This window comes from Pseudomonas sp. 22189 (genome assembly GCF_052045635.1).
GTDB lineage: Bacteria > Pseudomonadota > Gammaproteobacteria > Pseudomonadales > Pseudomonadaceae > Aquipseudomonas > Aquipseudomonas parakoreensis.
Genome location: NZ_JBQEPG010000020.1, coordinates 42458 through 66634 on the forward strand (window position 1 = coordinate 42458; position 24177 = coordinate 66634).

Genomic DNA, 24177 nt, shown 5'->3' on the forward strand with positions numbered 1-24177 from the left:
CGGCCTGGAAGGACGACGGTTGAACGGGAAGAGCCAAACAACCGCGTCGAGGGAAATGTTTCGCGGTGCGCGACTCAGCTGTCTTTCTCGGTCGCTTGAGCCTGGGAAGTGGCGGCCTGTGGGGCTTGCGAGGCGTCTTGCGACTTGGCCATCACTTCTGCCTGAGATTGCTCGAAGGCGTGAGCGCGAGCAGCATTCTGCGCGACGAACGCCTGCGATTCTTCAGCCATCGCCATTGGCGACAGGATCAATGAGGACAAAACGAAAGCGCTGGCAATACCCATACTGTTGGACATCTTGAAAACCTTCTTGCTTGGCAAGTGCTGTTTGGTGCGGGCAAAGATAAGGTTGCCGAGCGTTGGGAAACAGCGTGATTTTCATAAATGACTGTTACAGCAAAAGCAAAGATCAACCTCGGGTGAACGCCATTCCTTGTGGCGAGGGGATTCATCCCCGATGGGCTGCGAAGCAGCCCTCAATCCTTTGTACTGGTTTTGTCAGGAAGATCGCGATTGCTGATTTTGGGGTCGCTTCGCAACCCATCGGGGATGAATTCCCTCGCCACAGGGGACTTTAATCAGCGATTAAACGGGGAGGTGAATCCCGAAGGTATTCATCCCCCGATCACTGCGCACAAACACATCCCCACCGTGCATCAGCGCAATCGCCTTGACGATCGCCAGCCCCAATCCATGGTTGTTGCCGCTGTTGCTGCGCGAGGCATCGACCCGGTAGAAGCGCTCGAACAGTCGCGGCAAGTGCTTGCTGGCAATCGGCGATCCCGGGTTGGCCACGCCAATGCTGACCTGATGATCTTCAACTTCGATGCGCACTTCGATCACCTTGCCCGGCTCGGTGTGCTGCACGGCGTTGCTCAGCAGGTTGATCAGCGCCCGGCGCAGATGCGCGATCTCGATCCGCACCTGCGCATCGCCACTGACGTGCACCTGCACTTGCGCGTCTTCGAGGATGAAATCCAGGTACTCGAGCGTGGTCGCGACTTCATCGGCCAAAGACGTCTCGGTAAGTTTGGTGGCCTTGCTGCCCTGGTCGGCGCTGGCCAGAAACAGCATGTCGTTGATGATCGAACGCAGGCGTTCCAGCTCTTCGAGGTTCGACTGCAGCACTTCGAAGTAATGCTCGGCGGAGCGCCCGCGGGTCAGCGCGACCTGGGTCTGGCCGATCAGGTTGGTCAGTGGCGAGCGCAGTTCATGGGCGACGTCGGCGTTGAACGATTCCAGGCGCGAATAGGCCTGTTCGACCCGCTCCAGCGTGGAGTTGAACGAATCGACAAACTGCTCTAGCTCCGGCGGCAATGGCGACATCCGCAAACGTCCGGCCCGCAGGGGGGGCGCGAGGCGCTGGGCTTCGTCCGACAGTTTGATCAACGGCTTGAGGCCGATTCGCGCGACCCAGTACCCCAGCGCCGAGGCCATCAGTACACCGACAATCGCGAGGCTGACGAGAGCGATCAACAGTTTGTGTTGGGTCTCGTGGAACGTTTCGGTGTCGATGCCGATCATGAACCGCAGCGGCGGGCGCTGATCCTTGGCCGGCAACTCGGTGAGCAGCACTTTCAGCGGATAAGGATGTTCAGGCAACTGCAGATCATGCATGCCGGTCGGGCCTTGGGCGAAGGCGCGGATTTGCGCGTCAGGCTCGCCATACTCGTAACCGGGATCAGCGCTGACCACCCAGAAACGGATGCGCTTGTCCTCTTCGCCGAGCAGCTTGAGCTTGGCGTTGATCTTCACCCAATGCTCGGGTGTGCCGTAACGATTGAGCGCCGATTCGAGCACACTGTAACGCGCATCCAGCTCGGCTTCCGGGAGCAGGCCCAGGCCCTTGTCGACCTGTTGATACAGCGCGCCGCCGATCAACAGAAACACCAGCAGCGCCACCAGCGTAAACATCCCGCTTAAACGCAGGGCAATCGAATTACTGGACACCGCGGCTCTCCAGCACATAACCCATGCCGCGAATCGTGTGCAGCAGTTTCTCGTCGAACGGCCCGTCGAGCTTGGCGCGCAGACGCTTGATCGCGACTTCGACGACGTTCGCGTCGCTGTCGAAATTGATGTCCCAGACCATCTCGGCAATTGCGGTTTTCGAAAGGATTTCACCTTGTCGGCGCGCCAGAACACTGAGCAACGAGAACTCTTTCGCCGTCAGATCCAGTCGGGTGCCGGCACGGGTGGCCTTGCGGCTGATCAGGTCGATCCACAGGTCGGCGATGCTCACTTGTACCGGTTCATGCCCGCCGCTGCGTCGGGTCAGCGCCTGCAGGCGGGCCACCAGTTCGAGGAAGGAAAACGGTTTGCCGAGGTAATCGTCGGCGCCGTCACGCAGGCCCTTGATCCGGTCTTCGACGCGCTCGCGGGCGGTGAGCATGATCACCGGGGTCTGCTTGCGTGCACGCAATGCGCGCAGCACGCCAAAGCCATCCAGGCCCGGTAGCATCACGTCGAGGACGATCACCGCGTAGTCGCTTTCCAGCGCCAGGTGCAGGCCTTCGACGCCGTCGCGGGCCAGGTCCACGGTGTAACCCTGTTCCGTCAGACCGCGGTGCAGATAGTCCGCGGTTTTTTCCTCGTCTTCGATAATCAGAACGCGCATGACCGCCTCAGTCTGTAGTCGCCAATGCCGTCGTGGGCACAGGTTTGGGCCTGTGGAACAGCCGCTCAAGCCACAAGTATATGACCGGCGTGGTAAACAGCGTCAGCATCTGGCTGACCAGCAAGCCGCCCACCACCGCGATCCCCAGCGGCTGGCGCAGTTCGGCGCCGGTGCCATAACCGAGCATCAGCGGCAGGGCACCCAGCAGGGCGGCGAGGGTGGTCATGATGATCGGCCGGAATCGCGTCAGGCACGCCTCGTAAATCGCATCCTGCGGCGGCAAGCCGCGATTGCGCTGCGCCTCGAGGGCAAAGTCGATCATCAGGATGCCGTTCTTCTTGACGATACCAATCAGCAACACCAAGCCGATCAACGCCATGATCGAAAAGTCCTGGCCGCAGATCCACAGCATGATCACCGCACCGAGACCGGCTGCCGGCAGGGTCGAGATGATCGTCAGCGGATGCACGAAGCTCTCATAAAGCACGCCGAGAATGATGTACACCGCCACCAGCGCCGCGAGAATCAGCCACGGCTGACTGGCCAGCGAACTCTGGAACGCCTGCGCCGCGCCCTGGAAGTTGCCGCTGATCGCGGTCGGCATGCCGATTTCGGCCTTGGCCTGATTGAGCAGAATCACCGCATCACCCAAGGCCACGCCGGGCGCGAGGTTGAACGACAGGTTGGCGGCCGGGAACATGCCGTCATGGGCAATCGATAGCGGGCCGATGGTCGGCGCATCGAATTTGGCCAGCGCCGACAGCGGCACCATCTCGCCACTCAGCGGCGAGCGCAGGTAGAAATAGTTGAGGCTTTCGGCCTTGCCGCGTTGTTTGGTGTCCAGCTCGAGAATCACGTTGTACTGGTTGACCTGGGTCTGGAACTCGTTGATCTGCCGTTGACCGAACGCATCGTACAGGGCCTCGTCGACATCACTCGCCGTCAGGCCGAAACGCGCGGCGGCGCTGCGGTCGATGCTGATGTGGGTGATGCTGCCGCCCAGTTGCAGGTCGTTGGAAATGTCGCGGAACGCCGGGTTGCTGCGCAGCTTTTCGGTCAGACGCTGGGTCCAGGTGGCGAGGGTTGCGCCGTCATTGCTCTTGAGTACGTATTGGTACTGCGCGCGGCTCGGGCCGGAACTGAGGTTGATGTCCTGGCCGGCGCGCAAGTACAGGACGATGCCCGGAACCTTCATCAGTTGCGGACGAATGCGGTCGATGAACTGGCTGGCCGAGACATCGCGGTCACCGCGTTTTTTCAAAGCAATCCAGAAGCGGCCGTTGGCGATGGTCTGGTTGCTGCCGGACACACCGACCGAGTGCGAGAACGCCTGCACGGCCGGATCGGCGGCGACGATTTCGGCCATCGCCAAGTGTTTTTTAACCATGTCGCCGTAGGAAATATCGGCAGCGGCTTCGGTGGTGCCGAGGACAAACCCGGTGTCCTGAACCGGGAAGAAACCCTTGGGGATAAAGATGTAACCGGCAATCGCCAGTGCCAGCGACAGGCCGAACACGCCGATCATCAGTTTCTGGTGGGCGAGGGCGCGGCGCAGACCTTTTTCGTACCAGGCCAGCAAGCGTTCGCTGAAGCCCGGTTTGTCGTGGGCGTGGTGCACCGGTTTGCGCATGAACAGCGCTGCCAGCGTCGGCGCGAGGGTCAGCGACACCACCACCGAAATCAGAATGGTCGAGGTCGCCGTCAGGGCGAATTCCTTGAACAACCGCCCGACCACACCGCCCATGAACAGCAGCGGAATAAACGCTGCCACCAGCGAGAAACTGATCGACACCACGGTAAAGCCGATCTCGCCGGCACCTTTGACCGCCGCTTCGCGCATGCTGTCGCCGGCCTCCAGATGCCGGTGGATGTTCTCCACCACCACAATCGCATCGTCCACGACAAACCCGACCGCGACGACGATCGCCACCAGCGTCAGGTTGTTCAGGCTGAAGCCCAGCAGATACATCAGGGCGAAACTGGCGGTCAGCGACACGCCGAGTACCGCCGAGACGATCATGGTCGCCGACAACTGGCGCAGGAACAGCGCCATCACTGCCACCACCAGCAGAATCGCGATCAGCAGAGTGATCTCGACTTCATGCAGCGAGGCGCGAATGGTCTGGGTGCGGTCGATCAAGGTTTTTACTTGCACCGAGGCCGGGAGCATGGCTTCGAGGCCGGGCAGGGCGGCTTGAATGCGGTCGACGGTTTCGACGATGTTCGCCCCCGGTTGCCGCGAGATCACCAGGTTCACCCCGGGTTGATCACCGGCCCAGGCCTGCACGTAGGCATCTTCCGAACCGTTGACGACTTTGGCGACATCGCGCAGGTGAACCGGTGCGCCGTCCTTGTAGGAAACGATGAGTTGGCTGTAGTCCTCGGGGTGGAACAACTGATCGTTGGTCGACAGCGTGGAGATGCTCGATTCGCCGTACAACGCACCTTTGGCGAGGTTGAGGCTGGTCTGCTGGATCGCCAGACGAATGTCGGCGAGTGTCAGGCCGATCGCCGCCAGTTTGTCGGCCGAGGCCTGCACACGGATCGCCGGACGTTGCTGACCGGTGATGTTGATCTGGCCTACACCGTCGATCTGACTGATCTGACGCGCCAGCAGGGTTTCCACCAGGTCGCTGAGTTCGGTGCCGGGCATTTGCGTCGAGCTGACGCTGAGGATCAGTACCGGGCTGTCGGCCGGGTTGACCTTCTTCCAGGTCGGCAGGGTCGGCATGTCCTTGGGCAGCTTGCCGGCGGCGGTATTGATCGCGGCCTGGACTTCCTGAGCGGCGGTGTCGATGCTCTTGTCGAGGGTGAATTGCAGGGTCAGCAGGCTGGAGCCGAGCGCGCTGCTGGAGGTCATCTGGGTCATGCCGGGGATGGCGCTGAATTGCACCTCCAGCGGCGTGGCCACGGACGAAGCCATGGTGTCGGGGCTGGCGCCGGGCAACTGCGCCGAGACCTGAATTGTCGGAAATTCCGCTTCCGGCAGTGGGGCGATCGGCAGGCGCGGGAAGGCAATCACGCCGACCAGCACCAATGCGATGGTCAGCAGAATCGTCGCGACCGGGTGATCGATGCACCAGGTGGAGACGCCTGTGTGCTGCTTCATGGCTTGGGCTCCGCTTGCACCACCTGCGGCGGCTCGGTCATGACCTGCACGGTCGAGCCGGGTTTGAGCCGTGACTGGCCGTCGCTGACCAATTGATCACCAGCCTTCACGCCTTTGATGATGTCCTGGCCGCTGCCTTGATAAACCATCTGCACCTGCACGGCTTCGACTTTGTCGCCGTTCACGCGGTAAACGAAGTGTTGATCGAGACCGCGCTGTACGACAGTGGGCGGTACCACCAGCGCATTCTTATCCAGTGCCGTCTGAATTTTTACCGTCACCAGCAGGCCCGGCCAGAGCTTCTGGCTGGCGTTGTCGAATTCGGCCTTGGCGCGGATGGTGCCGGTGTTGGCGTTGATCTGGTTGTCGATCAGGGTCAGGTGACCTTCGCCGAGCAGGTTGCCGGTTTCGCCATCGGTGTCGGCACCGATGTAGGCCTTGACCTGTGCGTGCTGCGGATCGTTGATCAGGCCCTGCAGGGTCGGCAGCATTTGCTGCGGCAGCGAGAACTCCACGGCAATCGGGTCGATCTGGGTCACGGTGAACAGGCCGGCGGTGTCGGTCATGCGCAGGAAGTTGCCTTCGTCGACTGTACGAATACCGACGCGGCCGGTGACTGGTGAGCGGATCTGCGTGTAGGAAAGTTGTACCTGCGCCGCGTCAATCGAGGCCTGGTTGCCTTGGGCGGTGGCCTTGAGTTGGTTGACCAGTGCCTGTTGCTGGTCGTAGGTCTGTTTGGAGACGCCGTCGTCGACGCTGAGCAGTTTGTAGCGCTTGAGGTTGACCAGGGCGACTTGCAGTTGTGCCTGGCTTTCGCCCAGTTGCGCGCGGGCCTGGTCGAGGCTGGCGCGGATCGAGCGGTCGTCGATGGTGGCGAGCAGGTCGCCTGCTTTGACGAGTTGGCCTTCCTTGACGAGGATTTTGGTGAGGATGCCGTCGACTTGTGGGCGCACTACGACGCTGTGTAATGAGAGTACGGAGCCGATGCCGCTGGTGTAGCGGGGGACGTCTTTTTCGCTGACCGTGACGACGCGGACCGGGATGGCGGTCGGGGTGGCCAGTTTGGTCGGGGCAGGTTTCAGGACGTACCACAGACCTGCGCCTGCGAGGACGATCAACAGGGTGGCGAGCAGGGCTTTGTTCTTTTGGATTCGCATGCGGGGTGGGCGCCGGACGGAGTTTGGGCAGGGTTGTTGTCTTTATAAACCTGTCTGCAGGTCAGGAGGGTGACGGCTAGCTGTCAGCGCTGTCAGTTTCGCCGGGGTGTATATCCGTTTCTGCGGGTGTGGCTGATTAGGGTTTCGCCCTGACGGCGACTCACTTTTTTTACAAACGCCTAAAAAAAGTAAGCAAAAAAACGCTTGCTCCTGCGTTCGGCCCGCTCGCTGGGGCTCTGGGTCCCTTCGCTGCGGGATCGATCCGGGCGCAGCGCCTACGGTTTGCTTCGCTGCACCTCCTCTCGCTGTGTTCGGCTGCGCCAAACGGTCGCTGCGCTCCCACGCCCGGATCAATCCCTCCGCTCAGCCTTCCGATGTCGCCCGTGGATCAAGATCAAGAGCTGCAGCCGAGCTTGCGCTCATCCTGTTGAGTGGGGCGGCTGCGCCGCGTGCGGGTTGTACTTGTTTTCCCTGTAGGAGCTGCCGCAGGCTGCGATCTTTTGATCTTGCTTTTGCTTTTGCTCTTTTGTGGGAGCTGGCTTGCCAGCGATGGCGGCCTGACAGCCGACCAATCTCTGGCGGGTGTACTCTGTCCACCTGTGGGAGCGAGCCTGCTCGCGAAGACGGCCTGACAGCCGCTGCAAATCTTCAGGTGCCGAGTCCGGGCGCGCAGGTATACTGCGCGCCTTCGCGGCTCACTGTTCGGGCCGGACTTTTTGCTTTGCGGAGCTTTTATGACTTCCCCGACCCAACCGCCGGTTGACGACGCCGTGAGCGATGTCCCGGCTGAACTGACCGACGCCAGCGAGACCAAACCCGAGATCCCGGCTTTCAAGTTTCCGTTCAAACCGGGTGAACTGGCGGCCGCCAAGGGTTCGAATCAGCCGTGGTACAAGAACGGCGCCAAGAATGGTCACACCAAGACCCCGGGCATGGCCCCGCCGGGTACCCGCCGTTCGATGGGCAAGCGCTGAGTTTCATCCCGCCTTCAGCCATCGACTGCGATTTTCCGTCGCAGTGATGGCTAAGTGCTCATCCCCTGAGCCAGATCAATATTTGACCAATTGGTGCGCTTAGAGTCAGCAGCCCTGCCGACTCTTCCCATAAAACGAGCGCGCTTTCCATGAAGATCAATCTCCCGGTAACCGGCCGTAACGTCGATGTGGCGCTGGATGCGAACATTCTTTCGACCACCGATCTGACCAGCGCGATCACTTACGCCAACGACGATTTCATTCAGATCAGCGGTTATAGCCGCGACGAATTGCTCGGCACGCCGCATAACTTGTTGCGTCACCCGGACATGCCGGCGCAGGCGTTTGCGCATATGTGGCAGACGCTCAAGAGCGGTCGTTCGTGGATGGGGCTGGTGAAGAATCGTTGCAAGAATGGCGACCATTATTGGGTCAGCGCCTATGTCACGCCGGTCACGCAGAACGGCGTGGCGGTGGAGTATCAGTCGGTGCGCACCCGGCCTGATGCGCGATGGGTGGCCGCGGCGGAGCGGGTTTATGCGCAGTTGCGTGGCGAATTGAAGGGAAGGCGGCCGCTGCTCAGGTTAGGTTTGCGCGGCAGGATCACGGCGTTGGCCAGTGCGTTGCTGGGGCTGGTGTTGGGGATCGAGGCTTGGTTGCGCCCGGAGTCGGCGTGGTTCGACGCGGTTGCGTTTGTCGTCGGTAGCGGACTTTGCACGGTGGGCGTGCGCTGGATCTTGCGACCGCTGGAGCAGTTGACCGAACGCGCGAGGCAGATCGCGGACAATCCGTTGAGCCAGGGCATTTACACCGGGCGCAGCGATGAGTTCGGCCAGATCGAGTTTGCCCTGCAGATGCTCGAAGCCCAGGTCGGCGCGGTGGTCGGGCGTATGGGGGACGCATCGCAACAGTTGGCCGGGCATGCGGCGCAACTGGTTGATCATCTGCAAATAAGCCACAGCAGTTCGCTGGCGCAGCAGGCGGAAACCGATCAGGTGGCGGCAGCGATTCACCAAATGGCCGCGAGTGTCGCGCAAGTCGCCAGCCATGCGCAGCAGGCGTCGGTGGCGGCGGACCTGGCCGATACGGAAACCCGCGAAGGGCATTGGCTAGTCGGTGAAAGTCGCAGTGCGGTGTTGCGTCTGGCCGAGGAATTGCGGCGGGCGACCGAGGTGATCCATCAGCTCGAAGGCCACAGCAGCGAGATTTCCGGGGTGCTGGAGGTGATCCGCAGCATCGCCGAGCAGACCAATCTGCTGGCGCTTAACGCGGCGATCGAAGCGGCGCGCGCGGGCGATGCCGGGCGCGGTTTTGCAGTGGTGGCGGATGAGGTGCGCGGGTTGGCGCGGCGCACGCAGCAATCGACCAACGAGATTCAGCGGATGATCAGCACCCTGCAAAACGGCGCGCGCGATGCGGTGCTGGTGATGCAGCAAAGCAGTGAGCATGTGGATAACAGCGTCGAACAGGCACAGCGTGCGGCGCGGGCGCTCGATGGAATCAGCGAGCGGGTCGAGCAGATTACCGAGATGAGTCTGCAGATTGCCGCAGCGGTGGAGCAGCAGAGCGCGGTGAGTGAAGACATCCATCGCAATATCGTCAGCATTCGCACGGCGTCCGAATTGACGGTGGATGAGGGGCGGCTGAGCCAACGCAACTCTGAGGATGTGGCGGGGTTGGCGGGGGATTTGCGCTTGCTGGCGCGGGAGTTCTGGGGGCGGCGGCAAGGCCAGGATTGATGCTGTTGCCACTGGCCTCATCGCTGGCAAGCCAGCTCCCACAGGTTTCTCGAGTGTTCACATGACTTGTGCACGACATGGAACCTTGTGGGAGCTGGCTTGCCAGCGATGAGGCCAGTCCAATCGGCAGGAATTTCCGATCAAGCCGCGCGCAGCGAAATGAACGCATACGTCTGCGCCGGCTCCGTCACCACCTGCGCACCGGCCGCCAGCAATTGCCCGGCCACGTCGTCTCCGGACAAATGAAACAGCCATTCACTGGATGCTGTGTTCAGTGGCTGTGAAGACACCTGATCGATCACAGCCGCAAAAGCGTCCATCTGCGGCAAATACGCGGTGAACCCATCGCCCTTGAGTGCTGTGGTGCGAATTCCCAGTGCGGCACAGATCGCGTCCTTGATCCGGATGTCGTCGCGATCAGCCTGGCGTGAACGCTGGATCAATTCCAACAGCTCCTGGTCGACCAGCTCCCCACCGACAATCAGCAGCGGCCCCTGCTGCCACGACTCTGGCGGGCAATCCTTGGCGGCCGGATTGAGCGGGATGTGCGGATTGATTTCTGCCGGATAAATCCTGCACACCAACGGTCGGCGCTCGTAGATGCGGCACAGGTTGTCTTCGTCAAGATTCCGGCAGCGACCGACGTTGTAGGCGGCGAAAGTGATTGCCACGTGGGCCTCGGTGGTACCGCTGCGCACTGCCGCTGAACGTCGTTCAGCGTGTTCACGCTGCTGCGCCGGCAGGCCCAGGCCGCTGCCGAGAAAGGCCTCCACCAGCACGATCACCTGACCACCGTCCGCCGCCCACATGCGGGCTTCGGCGAGGGTCAGGGGCACATGGTGGTCGGTGCAGCATTTGCCGCAGCCGACGCAGGAAAATGTCGTATTCATTGCACGATCAATCTTCAATCAGGGTGTGAAACGGCGACGTAAAGTCGCCAGGCTGAGGCTGATCGAAGCAAGTTGTGCGCCAGCCCTCAAGGCTTGGCGGTCGGGCGGATCGAGTCCCATTCGGTGACGAACGCGGTTTTCGACTTTTTGCTGTACAGGCACAGCTCAGTGCCTTGCTGCCCTTTCATGTGTTTTTGCGGGTATTGGCCTTGCAGCAGCACGGCGGTGTAGCCGACGCGGTCATCGAATTGCGCGGGGCTGCCGACCGGTTTGGCGTCTTTCAGGCCGCTGGCCTTGGTGCAACTGGCGAGCACGGTTTTATCGTAAGCGGCCCAGGCGTCGGGGCTGGAGGCGTGGGCCTGGGAGGCGAGGGCGGTGAGGCAGAGCAGGCTTAGGGTGAGGGGTTTCATGGGGCGGCATCCTTGGTCTTGAGTGTCCAGAGGTTGGAGTATGCCTAAAGAATTTTGTTGCCGAGACATCGCTAAAAGATCGCAGCCTGCGGCAGCTCCTACAGAGAATGCGTTCCATTGTAGGAGCTGCCGAAGCCTGCGATCTTTTGACTTTGAATCAGTCCGGCACGATTTCCCGGCGAACCACAAACATCCCGGCACTTTCATACAAACGCTGCGCCCGCAGATTGTCTTCCAGCACCTTCAGATCGACAAACCCTTCACGGCGTTGCTGAAACACCTTGAATGCATTCAACAGCAACGCCCGACCCAAACCTCGGCCCTGAGCGCGCGGATGCACCACCAGATTCTTGATATACGAACTGGTCCAGCATTGCGCCACGCCGATCACGCCTTCGTTATCGCGGGCGATGAAGCACAATTCAGGATCGTATTCGGCATCGCTTTCAAACCGCAGCTGCCATTCCTCCAGTGCCGGCACCCGACCGCCGCCCTCACGGTAGCCGAGTTGCATCAGCTGATGCACCGCCGCCGCCAGTTCCGGGCGGTAAGCGCTCAGTTCAATGCCTTCCGGCCAGTGGGGCGGCGGCACGTCTTGACGAAGGTCGCGCCGCATCAAAAAGCAGTACGTCTGGCTCAAAACTCAATGACCGTTGGCTGCGACGTGTTTGGCGGCTTCGATCAAACGCTGGGTCAGTTCCGGCGAAGAGAACTTGGTCAGCACCGCGTTAGCCCCGGCCAGGCGGGCCTTTTCGCTGTTCATCGCGCTGTCGAGCGAGGTGTGCAGCAGCACGTAGAGGTGGGCGAAGTCCGGTGTCTCGCGCAGGGTGCGGGTAAAGGCATAGCCGTCCATTTCGGACATTTCGATGTCGGAGACGATCAGGTTGATCTGCTGCGCGGTGCCTTGCAGATCCAGCAGGCAGTCGATGGCTTCCTTGGCACTGCGCGCGGTGTGGCATTGCAGGCCGAGGTTGCGCAGAGTGTGCACCGATTGTTGTAGCGCCACCTGACTGTCGTCGACCACCAGAATCCGTGCGTTACCAAGGACTTCGGCGTCTTCCATGCTCAGGTCGGTCGGAGCCATTTCGATTTGTGCCGGGGCGATGCTGTGGATGACTTTCTCGATGTCGAGCACTTGCACCAGCGTGCCGTCGACCGAGGTCACGCCGGTGATGTAGGCGCGCGAACCGCCGGAGCCGAACGGTGGCGGCTTGATGTCGGTGGTCAGGCAATGGACGATTTTGCTCACCGCCTGCACATGCAGACCCTGCTTCGAACGGCTGACGTCGGTGACGATCAGGCAGCCGCCGTTCGGGTCTTCCAGCGGTCGCTCGCCAATGGCGCGGCTGAGGTCGATCACCGACAGCGACGCGCCGCGCAGGGTGGCGATGCCTTTGATGTGCGGATGTGACTCGGGCATTTTGGTCAGCGGCGGGCAGGGAATGATTTCACTGACTTTCAGCAGGTTGATCGCCATCAGCTTGCCGCTGCGCAAGGTAAACAGCAGAAGCGAAAGTGAATCTGCGCGGGCTTTGGTGGAAGACATATAAACCTTCTGTGGAAAAAGGTGATGGGCGAGGGTGCAAATCGCCAGAAACTATTGATGCCGGGTTATCGGCGTTAACGGGGTGGGCTTTAGGTCGGTTATCGGGTAGGGCAAGAATCATCTGTGGCGAGGGGATTTATCCCCGATGGACTGCCCAGCAGTCCCATTTCCTGGTGCCGCTGCGCAGCACATCGGGGATAAATCCCCTCGCCACAAGGAATCCACTCAAACTGGATGAAGTGATTATTTCATGCCTAATCGCTTGGCCATGCGCCCCAGATTCGCCCGGTCCAGCCCCAACTCCCGCGCCGCACTCGCCCAGTTATCCTGATGACGCTCAAGCGCAGCACTGATCAACTGCCGCTGATATTGCTCGGTGGCACTGCGCAGATCGCCGTTGATCAACGGCATTGCGGGCACCTCGGCAGCCGGCTCAATTGAGTTACCCACAACCTCCCGCGGCAAATCCAGATCCGCCGCGCTCAGGCTGAGAATCTTCGGCCTGACCTTGCAATTGCCCAGCGCCTTCAGCGCACTGCGCCCGATCAAGTGTTCCAGCTCGCGCACGTTGCCCGGCCAAGTGTAGGCGAGCAGCGCGTCTTGGGCGTCGCTGCTCAGGCGCAGGCTGTTGAGGCCCATGCGCGAGCGGTTCTGTTCCAGAAAGAAGCCGCTGAGCAGCAACACATCGCGGCCGCGATCGCGCAGTGCCGGCACTCGCAGCGGGTACACGCTCAAGCGGTGATAGAAGTCGGCGCGGTAGCGGCCGCTGCGCACTTCTTCGGCCAGATCGCGGTTGGTCGCGGCGATCAGGCGCACATCGACCTGATGTTCCTTGTCCGAGCCGAGCCGCTGCAACTGGCCGCTTTGCAGCACGCGCAGCAACTTGGCCTGCACGGTCAGCGACAGTTCGCCGACCTCATCGAGAAACAGCGTGCCGCCATTGGCCAGTTCGAACTTGCCGCGACGGTCACTGGTGGCGCCGGTGAAGGCGCCGCGCACATGGCCGAACAGTTCGCTTTCGACCAGCGTATCGGGCAGGGCCGCGCAGTTGAGGCTGATGAGCGGTTTGTCGGATCGCGGCGAGGCGGCGTGGATCGCCTGCGCCACCAGCTCCTTGCCGACGCCGGTTTCGCCGGTGATCAGCACGGTCAGGTCGCTGCCGCCGACCAGATTGATTTCCTCCACCAGCCGTTTGTGCGCCTTGCTCTGGCCGATCATTTCGCGCTGCTGCTGACCGCTGGCCTGTCGGTAGACCTCAGCGCGCTGATGCTCGTCTTCGGCGCGCAGCGCCAGGCGTTCGATACGTTCAGCGGCGTTGACCGTGGCCGAGGCGAGGCTGGCGAAGGCTTGCAGGGCGTCGAGTTCGATCGGCTCGAAACGCTCCGGATCGAGCGCATCAAGGGTGATCAGGCCCCAGAGTTTTTCATCGACGAACAGCGGGCAGCCGAGGCAGTCATGCACTTCGAGGTGATCGCCCAGACCATCGACCAAGCCGTCGTAGGGATCGGGCAAGTCGCTGTCGGCGGCGAACCGCGTCGGCCCGGCGCCGCCCAGCAGGATCTCGAAGCGTGGGTGTTCGCTGACCTTGAAGCGCCGGCCGAGGGTGTCGGTACTCAAACCATTCACCGCCAGCGGCACCAGCCATTCGCCGTCCAGGCGCAGCAACGCGGCGGCATCGCACGGCAGCAGGGCGCGCAGGGCTTCGAGCAGGCGCCGATAGCGCTCGCCCTCGGGTAGTTCGCGGGACAGGTCGGAGACCAGCGGCAGTAAAGCGGTGAGCAGGGATTTGGCGGTCATGGTATGTAGTCAAAGAGACTCGATGTGGTCGATATGACTATAAAGTGCTTCGTGTCAAAATGACTACGTAAAAATTAAGCTATTGATTTATAACGATAAAATATTTGGCATGAAACCTGATAAGCCTAAGGCAATTCTCAAAAAAGCTCTGGAGTCACTCTTATGCTTAGCGTTCAGGATCGTGCCATTGTCAAATCCACTGTGCCTCTGCTGGAAAGCGGCGGTGAAGCACTGATCACCCACTTCTACCGCATGATGCTCTCCGAATACCCTGAGGTGCGCCCGTTGTTCAATCAGGCGCATCAGGCCAGCGGCGACCAGCCACGTGCCTTGGCCAATGGCGTGTTGATGTACGCCCGACACATCGATCAGCTCGACCAGTTGGGCGATCTGGTGGCGAAGATCATCAACAAGCACGTCGCCCTGCAAATCCTCCCGGAGCACTACCCGATTGTCGGCACCTGCCTTCTGCGCGCCATTTCCGAAGTGCTCGGCGACGAAATCGCCACGCCGGAAGTGATGAGCGCGTGGGGCGCGGCGTACGGGCAACTGGCCGAGATCCTGATTGGCGCTGAAGCGGCGATCTACGACCAGAAGGAACAAGCGCTCGGCGGCTGGCGCGGGGCGCGGGAGTTCATCGTGGTGGACAAGGTTGAGGAAAGCGCGGAAATCATTTCGTTCTACTTCGAGCCGGCGGACAAAGGTCCGATCCTTGCCGCCGAGCCGGGTCAGTACATCGGCATGAAGCTGATCCTCGATGGTGAAGAAATCCGCCGTAATTACTCGCTGTCGGCACTGGCCAATAAAGGTCAGTACCGCATCAGCGTCAAACGCGAACCGGGTGGTCGTGCCTCCAACCATTTGCACGATCAACTGCACGTCGGCGCGAGCATTCAACTGTTCCCGCCATCGGGCGAGTTCACCCTGACTGCCAGCGACAAACCGCTGGTGCTGATCAGCGGCGGTGTCGGCATTACCCCGACCCTGGCGATGCTCGAAGCGGCGTTGCAAACCGAGCGCCCGGTGCACTTTATCCACTGCGCGCGCAACGGCAGCGTGCATGCGTTCCGCGACTGGATCGACGGGCTGGCGGCGCGCCATCCGCAGCTCAAGCGCTTCTATTGCTACGCCGAAGACGACGGCGTGAGCCCGGCGGCGGACAAGGTCGGAATGCTCAGCCAAGAGCAATTGGCTGAATGGCTGCCGGCGCAACGGGATGTCGATGCTTACTTCCTCGGGCCGAAGGGCTTCATGGGCGCGATCAAGCGGCATCTGAAAGCACTGGGTGTGCCTGAGCAGCAGAGCCGGTATGAGTTCTTCGGGCCGGCGGCGGCTTTGGAGTAATTGCAAACACCGAGTCGTCTGCATCGCGGGCAAGCCCGCTCCCACAGGATTTGTGGCGTGCACAAAATGTGTGAACGACGCTGAATCTGTGGGAGCGGGCTTATCCGCGATGGCCGTTACGCAACCTTGATTCTTAAAAAGTGTTTAAAGGTTAATCGTTTCTTAACCGGTTTATCGTTTATTCCCCGATGCTGATGATAGGCGCTCGTTCGTTTAACTGATCAGGATCGCCCCATGTCGCACATCATCTTCTCCTCTCGTTCGAGCCTGGCAATGCTTGGCCTGTCGGCTGCTTTGCTGGCCAGTCCGTTTGCTTCGGCCGAATCGGCGTTGATCGCACCCCAGACACTGATCGTCGATCAGAGCCTGCCCAAGGCTCAACGTGATGCAATGGAATTGGCGGCGCGGCGTTACGGCAGTTTCTGGAACAGTGGGGAAGAGGCCCTGGCCACGGCAGCCTTGTCGCCGCAGTTTGTCGACAAGACCCCGCCCGAAGGTCGGGTGCAGGGCCCGAGCGGGCCGTTGCTGGCGTCGAAGTTCTTTCGCACGGCGGTGCCAGACCTGAGTTGCGAAATCGAGCAAATGATCATTGCCGGTGACCGCGTGGTGGTGCATCTGCACTTTCGCGGCCACTTCAGCGGTACGTTCAAGGCTCTCAAAGGGCAGGGCCAGCGTGTAGACTTCCGGGCAACCGATATCTATCAGATCGACAACGGTCGCATCGCGGCCAATTGGCATATCGAAGACAACATCAGTCTGATGGCGCAACTGCAAGCGCAGCCGCCAGCCAGCTGAACCATGGACATACAAGGGAAACGCGATGAGCGAGGAAACGATTCGACTGGGACGTGAGCGGCGCTTTCTGGTGCTACTGGGCATCATCTGCCTGGCACTGATCGGTGGCGCGCTGTACATGCAGATCGTGCTGGGCGAGGCGCCATGCCCGCTGTGCATCCTGCAGCGTTATGCATTGCTGCTGATTGCGTTGTTCGCGTTTATCGGCGCGGCCATGCGCACCCGCCGCAGCATCACGGTATTTGAGGTACTGGTGGTGATCTGCGCGATCGCCGGCGCCGGTGTCGCCGGGCATCATGTGTACACCCAGTTCTATCCGGCGGTGAGCTGCGGCATCGATGTGCTGCAGCCGATTGTCGATGACCTGCCGCTGGCGAAGATCTTCCCGCTGGGCTTCCAGGTCGACGGTTTCTGCTCGACGCCGTACCCTCCGATCCTTGGTCTGTCGCTGGCGCAATGGGCGCTGGTGGCGTTCGTGCTGGTGGTGATCCTGGTGCCGCTGCTGACCTCGCGAAACCGAAAAGCACTGCGCTGAGTCAACTCTTCGACGGATTGGCCGATACAGAAAACGCCCCGATTTGCGGATCAGCCGCTCGGGGCGTTTTGCATTTCAGAGAGTTTGTGAAATCACCGTGACGAACGGCAATGGAGCGTGCGACAGGTGTGCGACATGTTGTCACACACGCCGTGTCGCAGGGCGTTTCAGCAACCCGGATTGGCGTAATGTTACAAAAAAGGATTGGTCTGTTTCGGCATTTTTCTGGTTTTGCACGTGGGTGCCAGATCAGGCAGTTTTAACAGGCTCTGGCAGATGGCCAGAGGCCTTTGAATATCGGGCTTTGCGCCGATTCGGTGTCGGGAAAAAGCCTTAGGAGCTGTCTGAACTGAGGTGTATAGGCCTACATTTTTTGGTGTTTTTGTTGAGAATCGATTTCGATAACATGCGGAACTTTTGCAAAAACGGTGATGGATTGTTGCTCTGAGCGATAAAAATTATTTCGGGATAAGACATGGTGTATAGGGCGCTACCTATCTACAATCGCCCGCACTGAATTCCCGGCACTGTTCAACCTTTATTAAGGAACTGGACAGGAAGTCGGGTGTCGAGCAGGCCGAAAGGCTTTCGAGACACCCAGGTGTCGGTGCCTTCCAACTTTCCGCACCAAATGGAATTGGTCTGTAACAAGGCCTTTGACCACGAATTCGAATAAGAACTGACCGCTGTCCCAAGGTTTTGTCGAGCGTCTGACGCGCGACGGGCGGCCCTTATTCAATCCAAAGAAAATGCCAACCCTTGGCAGGGTGAAGTGTTGGCGATCAAAACCCAACTGCATTGCGCAAGCTGCTTTAGAGGTCGTGAGATGAGTAAAAACAGGTACCCCAGATTACTAGGCCTAGTGCCGCTGCTCAGCACGTTGTTGCTGGGAGGCTGCAACATGACCCTGCTCAATCCAACGGGCCAGGTCGGCCTGGAACAGCGCAACCTGATCATCACCGCCACGCTGCTGATGCTGTTGGTCGTTGTGCCGGTTATCGTCATGACCTTCCTGTTCGCCTGGAAGTACCGCGCGTCCAACAAGGATGCCGTCTACACCCCGAAATGGTCGCACTCGACCAAAATCGAAGTGGCGGTCTGGACCATCCCGGTTCTGATCATCATCGCTCTGGGTTACATCACCTACATTTCGACCCACAAACTGGACCCGTACCGTCCGATTGAATCCGACGTCAAGCCGGTGACCATCGAAGTCGTTGCGCTGGACTGGAAGTGGCTGTTCATCTACCCGGAACAAGGCATCGCCACGGTCAACAAGATCGTGTTCCCGGCGCACACTCCGGTGAACTTCCGGATCACCTCCGACGCCGTGATGAACTCGTTCTTCATCCCGGGCCTGGGCGGCCAGATCTACGCGATGGCGGGCATGACCACCAAGCTGCACCTGATCGCTGACCGCAACGCTGAAATGGACGGTATCTCCGCCAACTACAGCGGTGCCGGTTTCACCGGTATGAAATTCAAAGCGATCGCAACTTCTCAGGAAGATTTCGACGCCTGGGTAAGTGAAGTCAAAAAGGCACCTAAACAGCTTGAACAAGCTGAATACGCAGCCCTTGCCAAGCCAAGCCAGAACAATCCAGTCGAGCTCTACTCCTCGGTCACGCCGAACCTGTTCCAGACCATCGTCGACAAGTACGAAGGCATGAAACCGGGCAAGCCGCTGAAGCACGAGAAGAAAGAGAAAGAAGTGGCGGCAACGGACATGGACTCGAATTCGCATTCAGCTGCCGGGGCAGAGGAGTAAACGATGTTTGGTAAATTAAGTTGGGAAGCGATCCCTTTCCACGAGCCGATCGTGATGGTCACCATCTCGATGATCGCGCTCGGTGGTCTGGCGTTGTTCGCTGCAATCACCTACTTCAAGAAGTGGACCTACTTGTGGACCGAGTGGCTGACGTCGGTCGACCACAAGAAAATCGGCGTGATGTACATCATCGTTGCCATGGTCATGCTGCTGCGTGGCTTTGCCGATGCGATCATGATGCGTACCCAGCTGGCCATGGCCACCGAGGGTTCGCCTGGCTACCTGCCGCCTGAACACTATGACCAGATCTTCACCGCTCACGGTGTGATCATGATCATCTTCATGGCGATGCCATTCTTCACCGGCCTGATGAACCTTGCAGTGCCGCTGCAGATCGGCGCGCGTGACGTTGCCTTCCCGTTCCTGAACTCCCTGAGCTTCTGGCTGCTGGTGTCCGGCGTGGTGCTGATCAACCTGTCCCTGGGCGTCGGCGAATTCGCCAAGACCGGCTGGGTTGCCTATCCGCCGCTGTCGGGTCTGCAATACAGCCCTGGCGTGGGGATGGACTACTACATCTGGGCGCTACAGCTATCCGGGTTGGGTACGACGCTGACGGGGGTCAACTTCCTCGCCACCGTGCTGAAAATGCGTACCCCTGGCATGAAACTGATGGACATGCCGATCTTCACCTGGACCTGCACCTGGGCTAACGTCCTGATCGTGGCTTCGTTCCCGATCCTGACCGCTACCCTGGCACTGCTGACCCTCGACCGTTACATGGATTTCCACATTTTCACCAATGAACTTGGTGGCAATCCAATGATGTACGTCAACCTGTTCTGGGCCTGGGGCCACCCTGAGGTTTACATCCTGATCCTGCCGGCATTCGGCATCTTCTCGGAAGTGATCTCGGCGTTCACCGGCAAGAAACTGTTCGGCCACCACTCGATGATCTACGCTTCGGGCGCGATCTCGGTACTGGGCTTCATGGTTTGGCTGCACCACTTCTTCACCATGGGCTCGGGTGCCAGCGTCAACGCCTTCTTCGGTCTGGCGACGATGCTGATTTCCATCCCGACGGGTGTGAAACTGTTCAACTGGCTGTTCACCATCTACCAGGGCCGTCTGCGCTTCACCAGCCAGGTCATGTGGACCCTGGGCTTCATGGTGACCTTCGCCATCGGCGGCATGACCGGCGTACTGCTGGCCATTCCGGGTGCTGACTTCGTTCTGCACAACAGCCTGTTCGTGATTGCGCACTTCCACAACGTGATCATCGGCGGCGCGGTATTCGGCTACATCGCAGGTTTCGGCTTCTACTTCCCGAAAGCGTTCGGCTTCAAGCTGCACGAAGGCTGGGGTAAAGCAGCGTTCTGGTTCTGGATCTCGGGCTTCTTCGTCGCGTTCATGCCGCTCTATGCACTGGGCTTCATGGGCATGACCCGTCGTCTGAACGCCACCACCAACCCTGAGTGGGTACCGTACCTGTACGTTGCCATGTTCGGTGCGGTGATGATCGCTGTCGGTATCGCCTGCCAGCTGATCCAGCTGTACGTCAGTGTGCGTGACCGCAACAAGCCAGAGAACATGTGCGAACACGGTGACCCGTGGAATGCCCACACTCTGGAATGGTCGACCTCGTCGCCACCTCCGTTCTACAACTTCGCTGTGCTGCCAAAGGCTGACTGCATCGACCCGTTCACCGAAGCCAAGGAAAACGGTACTGCGTACCAGGCTCCGGCCAAGTACGAGCCGATCCACATGCCGAACAACACCGCCACTGGCGTGGTGATGGGCGCACTGCTGACCGTCTTCGGTTTCGCGATGATCTGGCACATCTGGTGGTTGGCGATCGCCAGCCTGGCCGGCACTGTCATCTACTTCGTGATCCACGCGGCACGTGACGACCAGGGCTACATGGTTCCGGTTGAAACGATCGAGCGCATCGAAGCCGAGCAGCACAAGCGTCTGGTCGCGGCAGGGAAAATCCCGGCCAATGCCACCCGTGTAACCTCGTTGGAACAGGCTTAAACCATGTCGAACTTAGTGACCAATGTTGGACACGCCCATGGTGACCATGGGCACGATGACCATCACCACGACTCGGGCGAGATGACCGTATACGGTTTCTGGCTCTACCTGATGACCGACTGCATTCTGTTTGCGTCGATCTTCGCGGTGTACGCAGTACTGGTAAACAACGTCGCCGGTGGCCCGTCGGGCCACGACATCTTCGAACTGCCATACGTGCTGGGCGAAACCGCTCTGCTGTTGTTCAGTTCGATCACCTACGGCTTCGCCATGCTGGCGTTGTACAAAGGCAAGAAGCAGCAGGTTCTGGGCTGGTTGTTCATGACCTTCCTGCTCGGCGCAGGCTTCATCGCCATGGAGATCAACGAGTTCCACCTGCTGATCTCCGAGGGCTTCGGTCCTAGCCGTTCCGGCTTCCTGTCGGCGTTCTTCACCCTGGTCGGTACCCACGGTCTGCACGTATCTGCGGGTCTGATCTGGATGGGCATCATGATGTACCAGGTCAACAAGCACGGCCTGACGGCGACCAACAAGACCCGTCTGAGCTGCCTGAGCCTGTTCTGGCACTTCCTGGACGTGGTGTGGATCTGCGTATTCACCGTTGTTTACCTGATGGGGACCCTGTAATGGCTAATGCACACTCCCATGACAGCCATGATGCTGGCCACGGCAGCGTAAAGTCGTACGCCATCGGCTTCATCCTGTCGGTGATCCTGACCGTCATCCCGTTCGGCCTGGTGATGTACCCGACCTTGCCGAAGTCCACGACGCTGGCAATCGTCCTGCTGTTCGCGGTAATCCAGGTGATCGTTCACCTGTACTACTTCCTGCACCTGGACCGTTCGATTGCACAACGTAACAACGTGATCGCGTTTGTCTTTACGGCCATCGTGATCCTGCTGCTGGTTGGCCTGTCGCTGTGGATCATGTTCAGCATCCACACGTACATGATGGCGAAGTGAGGTAGACCCGATGTCGCTCAAGCACTTTATCCAAATCACCAAACCGGGGATCATTTTCGGTAACGTGCTTTCTGTGGCAGGCGGGTTCTTCCTGGCCTCGAAAGGGCATGTAGATCTGGCGGTGTTCCTGGCCGCCATGATCGGCACTTCCCTGGTTGTGGCCTCCGGTTGCGTGTTCAACAACTGCATCGACCGCGACATCGACCTGAAGATGGAACGCACCAAGAACCGGGTGCTGGTGCAGGGCTTGATCTCCCTGAAACTGGCCCTGGTCTACGCGACCATCCTGGGTGTTCTCGGCGTTGCCTTGTTGTACAAGGTGGCCAACCCGTTGGCCGCCCTGTTCGCGGTAATCGGCTTCATCATCTATGTCGGCTTCTACAGTCTGTACCTCAAGCGCAAGTCGGTGCACGGCACGCTGGTGGGCAGTCTGTCGGGCGCCATGCCGCCAGTGATCGGTTACGTTGCCGTGACCAACAGCTTCGACATGGCCGCACTGACCCTGCTGGTGATGTTCAGCCTGTGGCAGATGCCGCATTCCTACGCCATCGCGATCTTCCGTTTCAACGACTACCTGGCCGCATCGATTCCGGTGTTGCCCGTCAAGCGCGGAATTGAAGTGGCCAAGAAGCACATCCTGCTCTACATCCTGGCGTTCCTTGTGGCGACCTTGATGCTGACCTTCAGCGGTTACGCCGGCATGAGCTACCTCGCCGTTGCCGCGGCCATGGGCATGTACTGGTTGTACATGGCCTGGACCGGCTACAAGGCGGTGGATGACACGGTCTGGGCACGCAAGCTGTTCGTGTTCTCGATCTTCACCATCACCGCCCTGAGCGTCATGATGTCCCTGGACTTCAAGGTGCCGGCCGAGCTGCTGCTGACGTACGCGCCGTAAGGCTCGATGGCTTCACGAAAAACCCCGCACATTGAGAGATGTGCGGGGTTTTTTGTTGGCTGGCTTTCGGTGATCGAGGCGTCGGCAATCGCGAGCAGAGGCCACTTCGACGCGATACATTTGTAGGAGCTGCGGCACGCTGCGATCTTTTGATCCTGATCTTTAAAAATACAATCAAAATCAAAAGATCGCAGCGTGCCGCAGCTCCTACAGGGTTTAGTTGCGATATCGGTGTAAACCCCCTAGATTTGGATCCAACCATAACGGTGATAGCGCCATGCCACTTCGCAGGGACACTGTTATTCATGCATCAATCGAGAGGCTGGGCGAAATGACTGAGAGGATGACCTGCGACGAACGCTTCATTGCCCTGGCACAAGAGCTGAACTACGACATCTATGGCGAGAACACCGCTGGCGGCAATTACGCGCCGCTGATCCGCCATCGCGATGAGTTGTACATCAGCGGCATGGTGCCGCGGGTCAATGGCAGGATTCTGTATCCCGGTCGCGTGGGGTTGGAGTTGACGCTCAAGGATGCCCAGGCAGCCGCAAGCATCAGTGCCATGCGCTGCCTGGCACTGATCGTCGATGCGGTCGGTTCGCTGGACAAGATTCGGGCGTTGTTGCGGGTCACGGTGTATGTGAAGTCGACCCCGGACTTCGTTGACCTGAGCGAAGTGGCCAACGGCGCATCGGACGTGTTCAGCCATGTGCTCGGCGATGCCGGCCGGCACACTCGCACTACGGTCGGTGTCTATCAGTTGCCGAAGAACGCCGCGATCGAAGTCGACATGATCGCGGCGGTGCAGCCGGAAGTCTGACCGTTACGCCGCCCAACAAAAAGCCCCGCCTGAATCTCAGAGCGGGGCTTTTTGTCGGCGCCGGATTTACTGTGCGGCGATGCTGTAACCATCGAACGCGGTCTGCTGTTGCAGGGCGGTGATGATGTTCTTGCGGTTGATTGCGTGTTCGGTGCCGGCGTTGTCGAGGAAGGTTTCGCCTTCCAGCTCGGCTTCTTCGCCTTCACCAACAAAAGTGAAACCGAGGAACTCCAGCGCCTCACGGTCAACGTTCAGGCGCGAACGCGGCGTGCGCAGCGGCAGGGTTACGCTGCTGCCGTCCTTGCTGATGGTGAAGATTTCCAGTTCTTTCTTCTTGGCGGCCTTGCTCTTGCCGCCGCTCGGGTTGCTGATCGCTTGATGGGTCTGGTTCAGCACTTTGAGCGCGAGGCCGTAGACGATTTCCTGGAACGCCGGGTCGTCCTTGAAGCAGGACAGGATGCGGCCGATCGAGAACTTGCTGCTCAGGTCTTCGAGGGCGGCGATGTCGGCGGCCTCGGCGTCCTTGAGGCGCTTGAGTTCGCCCATCAGCTCATAGGCCTTGTCGTCGTCGAAGCTGTCGTGTGCCTGACGGATCGCGGCGCGCAGTTCGCGGATCTGGTCGCTTTCGCGGGTCGACTGGAAGGCGTCCAGCACCATCTCGCTGATGATTTTGGCTTGTGGAAGGTGTTGTGAAAGATTGATGGAGTTTTCGTATTCCGCTTTGGACGATTCGGTAACTACGGATTCAGCGGTGTTGAAATCGGACATTGAAATTTCACTACT

At 59.9% G+C, this 24177-nt stretch carries 22 protein-coding genes and 1 pseudogene; 12 read left to right on the forward strand and 11 right to left on the reverse strand.

Going from position 1 to position 24177, the window contains the following annotated elements; all coding sequences use genetic code 11:
* Window positions 1-74 precede the first annotated feature (74 nt).
* The 5 genes from ACTJKS_RS20395 to ACTJKS_RS20415 all read right to left on the reverse strand — a co-directional run bounded on the left by ACTJKS_RS20395 (window position 75) and on the right by ACTJKS_RS20415 (window position 6882).
* Window positions 75-296 (reverse strand): hypothetical protein, encoded by a 222-nt coding sequence (locus ACTJKS_RS20395; RefSeq protein ID WP_108183743.1) that lies wholly within the window; start codon window positions 294-296, stop codon window positions 75-77.
* Window positions 297-584: 288 nt separating this feature from the next.
* Window positions 585-1949, reverse strand: a complete 1365-nt coding sequence (locus ACTJKS_RS20400; protein WP_262948234.1) for a heavy metal sensor histidine kinase — start codon at window positions 1947-1949, stop codon at window positions 585-587.
* Window positions 1939-2616: a heavy metal response regulator transcription factor gene (locus ACTJKS_RS20405; RefSeq protein WP_007916978.1), complete on the reverse strand. Its 678-nt coding sequence runs from the start codon at window positions 2614-2616 to the stop codon at window positions 1939-1941. The genes ACTJKS_RS20400 and ACTJKS_RS20405 overlap by 11 nt, the downstream gene beginning before the upstream one ends.
* A 7-nt stretch (window positions 2617-2623) precedes the next feature.
* A complete protein-coding gene (locus ACTJKS_RS20410; protein WP_041073133.1) occupies window positions 2624-5725 on the reverse strand; it encodes a multidrug efflux RND transporter permease subunit in 3102 nt (1033 codons plus the stop codon).
* Window positions 5722-6882 (reverse strand): efflux RND transporter periplasmic adaptor subunit, encoded by a 1161-nt coding sequence (locus ACTJKS_RS20415; RefSeq protein WP_108183740.1) that lies wholly within the window; start codon window positions 6880-6882, stop codon window positions 5722-5724. Before ACTJKS_RS20415 ends, ACTJKS_RS20410 begins: the two co-directional genes overlap by 4 nt.
* A gap of 734 nt (window positions 6883-7616) precedes the next feature.
* On the opposite strand from ACTJKS_RS20415, the gene ACTJKS_RS20420 reads away from it, so the two are divergent.
* The 3 genes and pseudogenes from ACTJKS_RS20420 to ACTJKS_RS20430 all read left to right on the forward strand — a co-directional run bounded on the left by ACTJKS_RS20420 (window position 7617) and on the right by ACTJKS_RS20430 (window position 9595).
* Window positions 7617-7856 (forward strand): hypothetical protein, encoded by a 240-nt coding sequence (locus tag ACTJKS_RS20420; protein WP_041071739.1) that lies wholly within the window; start codon window positions 7617-7619, stop codon window positions 7854-7856.
* A 149-nt stretch (window positions 7857-8005) separates the two neighbouring features.
* Window positions 8006-8287, forward strand: a pseudogene (locus ACTJKS_RS20425) (PAS domain-containing protein); the annotation flags it as partial.
* 204 nt (window positions 8288-8491) lie between these two features.
* Complete coding sequence (locus ACTJKS_RS20430; RefSeq protein ID WP_411157860.1) at window positions 8492-9595, forward strand: methyl-accepting chemotaxis protein; 1104 nt, start codon at window positions 8492-8494, stop codon at window positions 9593-9595.
* A gap of 140 nt (window positions 9596-9735) precedes the next feature.
* Here the strand turns inward: ACTJKS_RS20430 and ACTJKS_RS20435 are convergent, their stop codons facing one another.
* The 5 genes from ACTJKS_RS20435 to norR form a co-directional block, all read right to left on the reverse strand.
* On the reverse strand, window positions 9736-10485 hold the full coding sequence (locus ACTJKS_RS20435) for a YkgJ family cysteine cluster protein (RefSeq protein ID WP_262948233.1): 750 nt from the start codon (window positions 10483-10485) through the stop codon (window positions 9736-9738).
* Between the two features lie 86 nt (window positions 10486-10571).
* Complete coding sequence (locus tag ACTJKS_RS20440; protein WP_262948232.1) at window positions 10572-10895, reverse strand: hypothetical protein; 324 nt, start codon at window positions 10893-10895, stop codon at window positions 10572-10574.
* A 157-nt stretch (window positions 10896-11052) separates the two neighbouring features.
* A complete protein-coding gene (locus ACTJKS_RS20445) occupies window positions 11053-11511 on the reverse strand; it encodes a GNAT family N-acetyltransferase (RefSeq protein ID WP_262948231.1) in 459 nt (152 codons plus the stop codon).
* Window positions 11512-11538: 27 nt separating this feature from the next.
* Complete coding sequence (locus tag ACTJKS_RS20450; protein WP_007968390.1) at window positions 11539-12441, reverse strand: chemotaxis protein CheV; 903 nt, start codon at window positions 12439-12441, stop codon at window positions 11539-11541.
* A 243-nt stretch (window positions 12442-12684) separates the two neighbouring features.
* Complete coding sequence (gene norR, locus ACTJKS_RS20455) at window positions 12685-14238, reverse strand: nitric oxide reductase transcriptional regulator NorR (RefSeq protein ID WP_262948230.1); 1554 nt, start codon at window positions 14236-14238, stop codon at window positions 12685-12687.
* Window positions 14239-14400: 162 nt separating this feature from the next.
* Between norR and hmpA the strand changes: the two genes are divergently transcribed.
* The 9 genes from hmpA (at window position 14401) to ACTJKS_RS20500 (ending at window position 23394) form a co-directional block, all read left to right on the forward strand.
* The gene (hmpA, locus tag ACTJKS_RS20460; protein ID WP_095668364.1) at window positions 14401-15582 is read left to right on the forward strand and encodes an NO-inducible flavohemoprotein; all 1182 of its coding nucleotides are present in this window, start codon (window positions 14401-14403) and stop codon (window positions 15580-15582) included.
* A 234-nt stretch (window positions 15583-15816) separates the two neighbouring features.
* Window positions 15817-16377 (forward strand): ester cyclase, encoded by a 561-nt coding sequence (locus tag ACTJKS_RS20465; RefSeq protein ID WP_041071753.1) that lies wholly within the window; start codon window positions 15817-15819, stop codon window positions 16375-16377.
* A gap of 25 nt (window positions 16378-16402) precedes the next feature.
* Window positions 16403-16912, forward strand: coding sequence for a disulfide bond formation protein B (locus tag ACTJKS_RS20470; RefSeq protein ID WP_025109264.1), 510 nt, complete (start codon window positions 16403-16405; stop codon window positions 16910-16912).
* 826 nt (window positions 16913-17738) lie between these two features.
* A complete protein-coding gene (cyoA, locus tag ACTJKS_RS20475; protein ID WP_440828982.1) occupies window positions 17739-18680 on the forward strand; it encodes a ubiquinol oxidase subunit II in 942 nt (313 codons plus the stop codon).
* Window positions 18681-18683: 3 nt separating this feature from the next.
* A complete protein-coding gene (gene cyoB / locus ACTJKS_RS20480; protein WP_003227984.1) occupies window positions 18684-20711 on the forward strand; it encodes a cytochrome o ubiquinol oxidase subunit I in 2028 nt (675 codons plus the stop codon).
* Between the two features lie 3 nt (window positions 20712-20714).
* Complete coding sequence (cyoC, locus tag ACTJKS_RS20485; RefSeq protein WP_003227982.1) at window positions 20715-21338, forward strand: cytochrome o ubiquinol oxidase subunit III; 624 nt, start codon at window positions 20715-20717, stop codon at window positions 21336-21338.
* The gene (cyoD, locus tag ACTJKS_RS20490; protein WP_041071757.1) at window positions 21338-21673 is read left to right on the forward strand and encodes a cytochrome o ubiquinol oxidase subunit IV; all 336 of its coding nucleotides are present in this window, start codon (window positions 21338-21340) and stop codon (window positions 21671-21673) included. The genes cyoC and cyoD overlap by 1 nt, the downstream gene beginning before the upstream one ends.
* Window positions 21674-21683: 10 nt before the next feature.
* Entirely contained in the window at window positions 21684-22571 is an 888-nt protein-coding gene (cyoE, locus tag ACTJKS_RS20495) for a heme o synthase (protein ID WP_003227980.1), read from the forward strand.
* Window positions 22572-22902: 331 nt separating this feature from the next.
* Window positions 22903-23394: a RidA family protein gene (locus tag ACTJKS_RS20500; RefSeq protein ID WP_202369001.1), complete on the forward strand. Its 492-nt coding sequence runs from the start codon at window positions 22903-22905 to the stop codon at window positions 23392-23394.
* Between the two features lie 66 nt (window positions 23395-23460).
* On the opposite strand, the gene ACTJKS_RS20505 is transcribed toward ACTJKS_RS20500, so the two are convergent.
* Window positions 23461-24162: a hypothetical protein gene (locus ACTJKS_RS20505; RefSeq protein ID WP_222018438.1), complete on the reverse strand. Its 702-nt coding sequence runs from the start codon at window positions 24160-24162 to the stop codon at window positions 23461-23463.
* Between the last annotated feature and the right edge of the window lie 15 nt (window positions 24163-24177).

Coding starts and splice junctions, on each gene's coding strand:
- ACTJKS_RS20500 (WP_202369001.1), top strand. CDS start 22,903: ATGACTGAGAGGATGACCTGCGACGAACGCTTCATTGCCCTGGCACAA.
- ACTJKS_RS20415 (WP_108183740.1), bottom strand. CDS start 6,882: ATGCGAATCCAAAAGAACAAAGCCCTGCTCGCCACCCTGTTGATCGTC.
- ACTJKS_RS20445 (WP_262948231.1), bottom strand. CDS start 11,511: ATGCGGCGCGACCTTCGTCAAGACGTGCCGCCGCCCCACTGGCCGGAA.
- cyoC (WP_003227982.1), top strand. CDS start 20,715: ATGTCGAACTTAGTGACCAATGTTGGACACGCCCATGGTGACCATGGG.
- cyoE (WP_003227980.1), top strand. CDS start 21,684: ATGTCGCTCAAGCACTTTATCCAAATCACCAAACCGGGGATCATTTTC.
- norR (WP_262948230.1), bottom strand. CDS start 14,238: ATGACCGCCAAATCCCTGCTCACCGCTTTACTGCCGCTGGTCTCCGAC.
- ACTJKS_RS20450 (WP_007968390.1), bottom strand. CDS start 12,441: ATGTCTTCCACCAAAGCCCGCGCAGATTCACTTTCGCTTCTGCTGTTT.
- cyoD (WP_041071757.1), top strand. CDS start 21,338: ATGGCTAATGCACACTCCCATGACAGCCATGATGCTGGCCACGGCAGC.
- ACTJKS_RS20505 (WP_222018438.1), bottom strand. CDS start 24,162: ATGTCCGATTTCAACACCGCTGAATCCGTAGTTACCGAATCGTCCAAA.
- ACTJKS_RS20470 (WP_025109264.1), top strand. CDS start 16,403: ATGAGCGAGGAAACGATTCGACTGGGACGTGAGCGGCGCTTTCTGGTG.
- cyoA (WP_440828982.1), top strand. CDS start 17,739: ATGAGTAAAAACAGGTACCCCAGATTACTAGGCCTAGTGCCGCTGCTC.
- ACTJKS_RS20395 (WP_108183743.1), bottom strand. CDS start 296: ATGTCCAACAGTATGGGTATTGCCAGCGCTTTCGTTTTGTCCTCATTG.
- ACTJKS_RS20435 (WP_262948233.1), bottom strand. CDS start 10,485: ATGAATACGACATTTTCCTGCGTCGGCTGCGGCAAATGCTGCACCGAC.
- ACTJKS_RS20410 (WP_041073133.1), bottom strand. CDS start 5,725: ATGAAGCAGCACACAGGCGTCTCCACCTGGTGCATCGATCACCCGGTC.
- ACTJKS_RS20405 (WP_007916978.1), bottom strand. CDS start 2,616: ATGCGCGTTCTGATTATCGAAGACGAGGAAAAAACCGCGGACTATCTG.
- ACTJKS_RS20420 (WP_041071739.1), top strand. CDS start 7,617: ATGACTTCCCCGACCCAACCGCCGGTTGACGACGCCGTGAGCGATGTC.
- cyoB (WP_003227984.1), top strand. CDS start 18,684: ATGTTTGGTAAATTAAGTTGGGAAGCGATCCCTTTCCACGAGCCGATC.
- ACTJKS_RS20465 (WP_041071753.1), top strand. CDS start 15,817: ATGTCGCACATCATCTTCTCCTCTCGTTCGAGCCTGGCAATGCTTGGC.
- ACTJKS_RS20440 (WP_262948232.1), bottom strand. CDS start 10,895: ATGAAACCCCTCACCCTAAGCCTGCTCTGCCTCACCGCCCTCGCCTCC.
- hmpA (WP_095668364.1), top strand. CDS start 14,401: ATGCTTAGCGTTCAGGATCGTGCCATTGTCAAATCCACTGTGCCTCTG.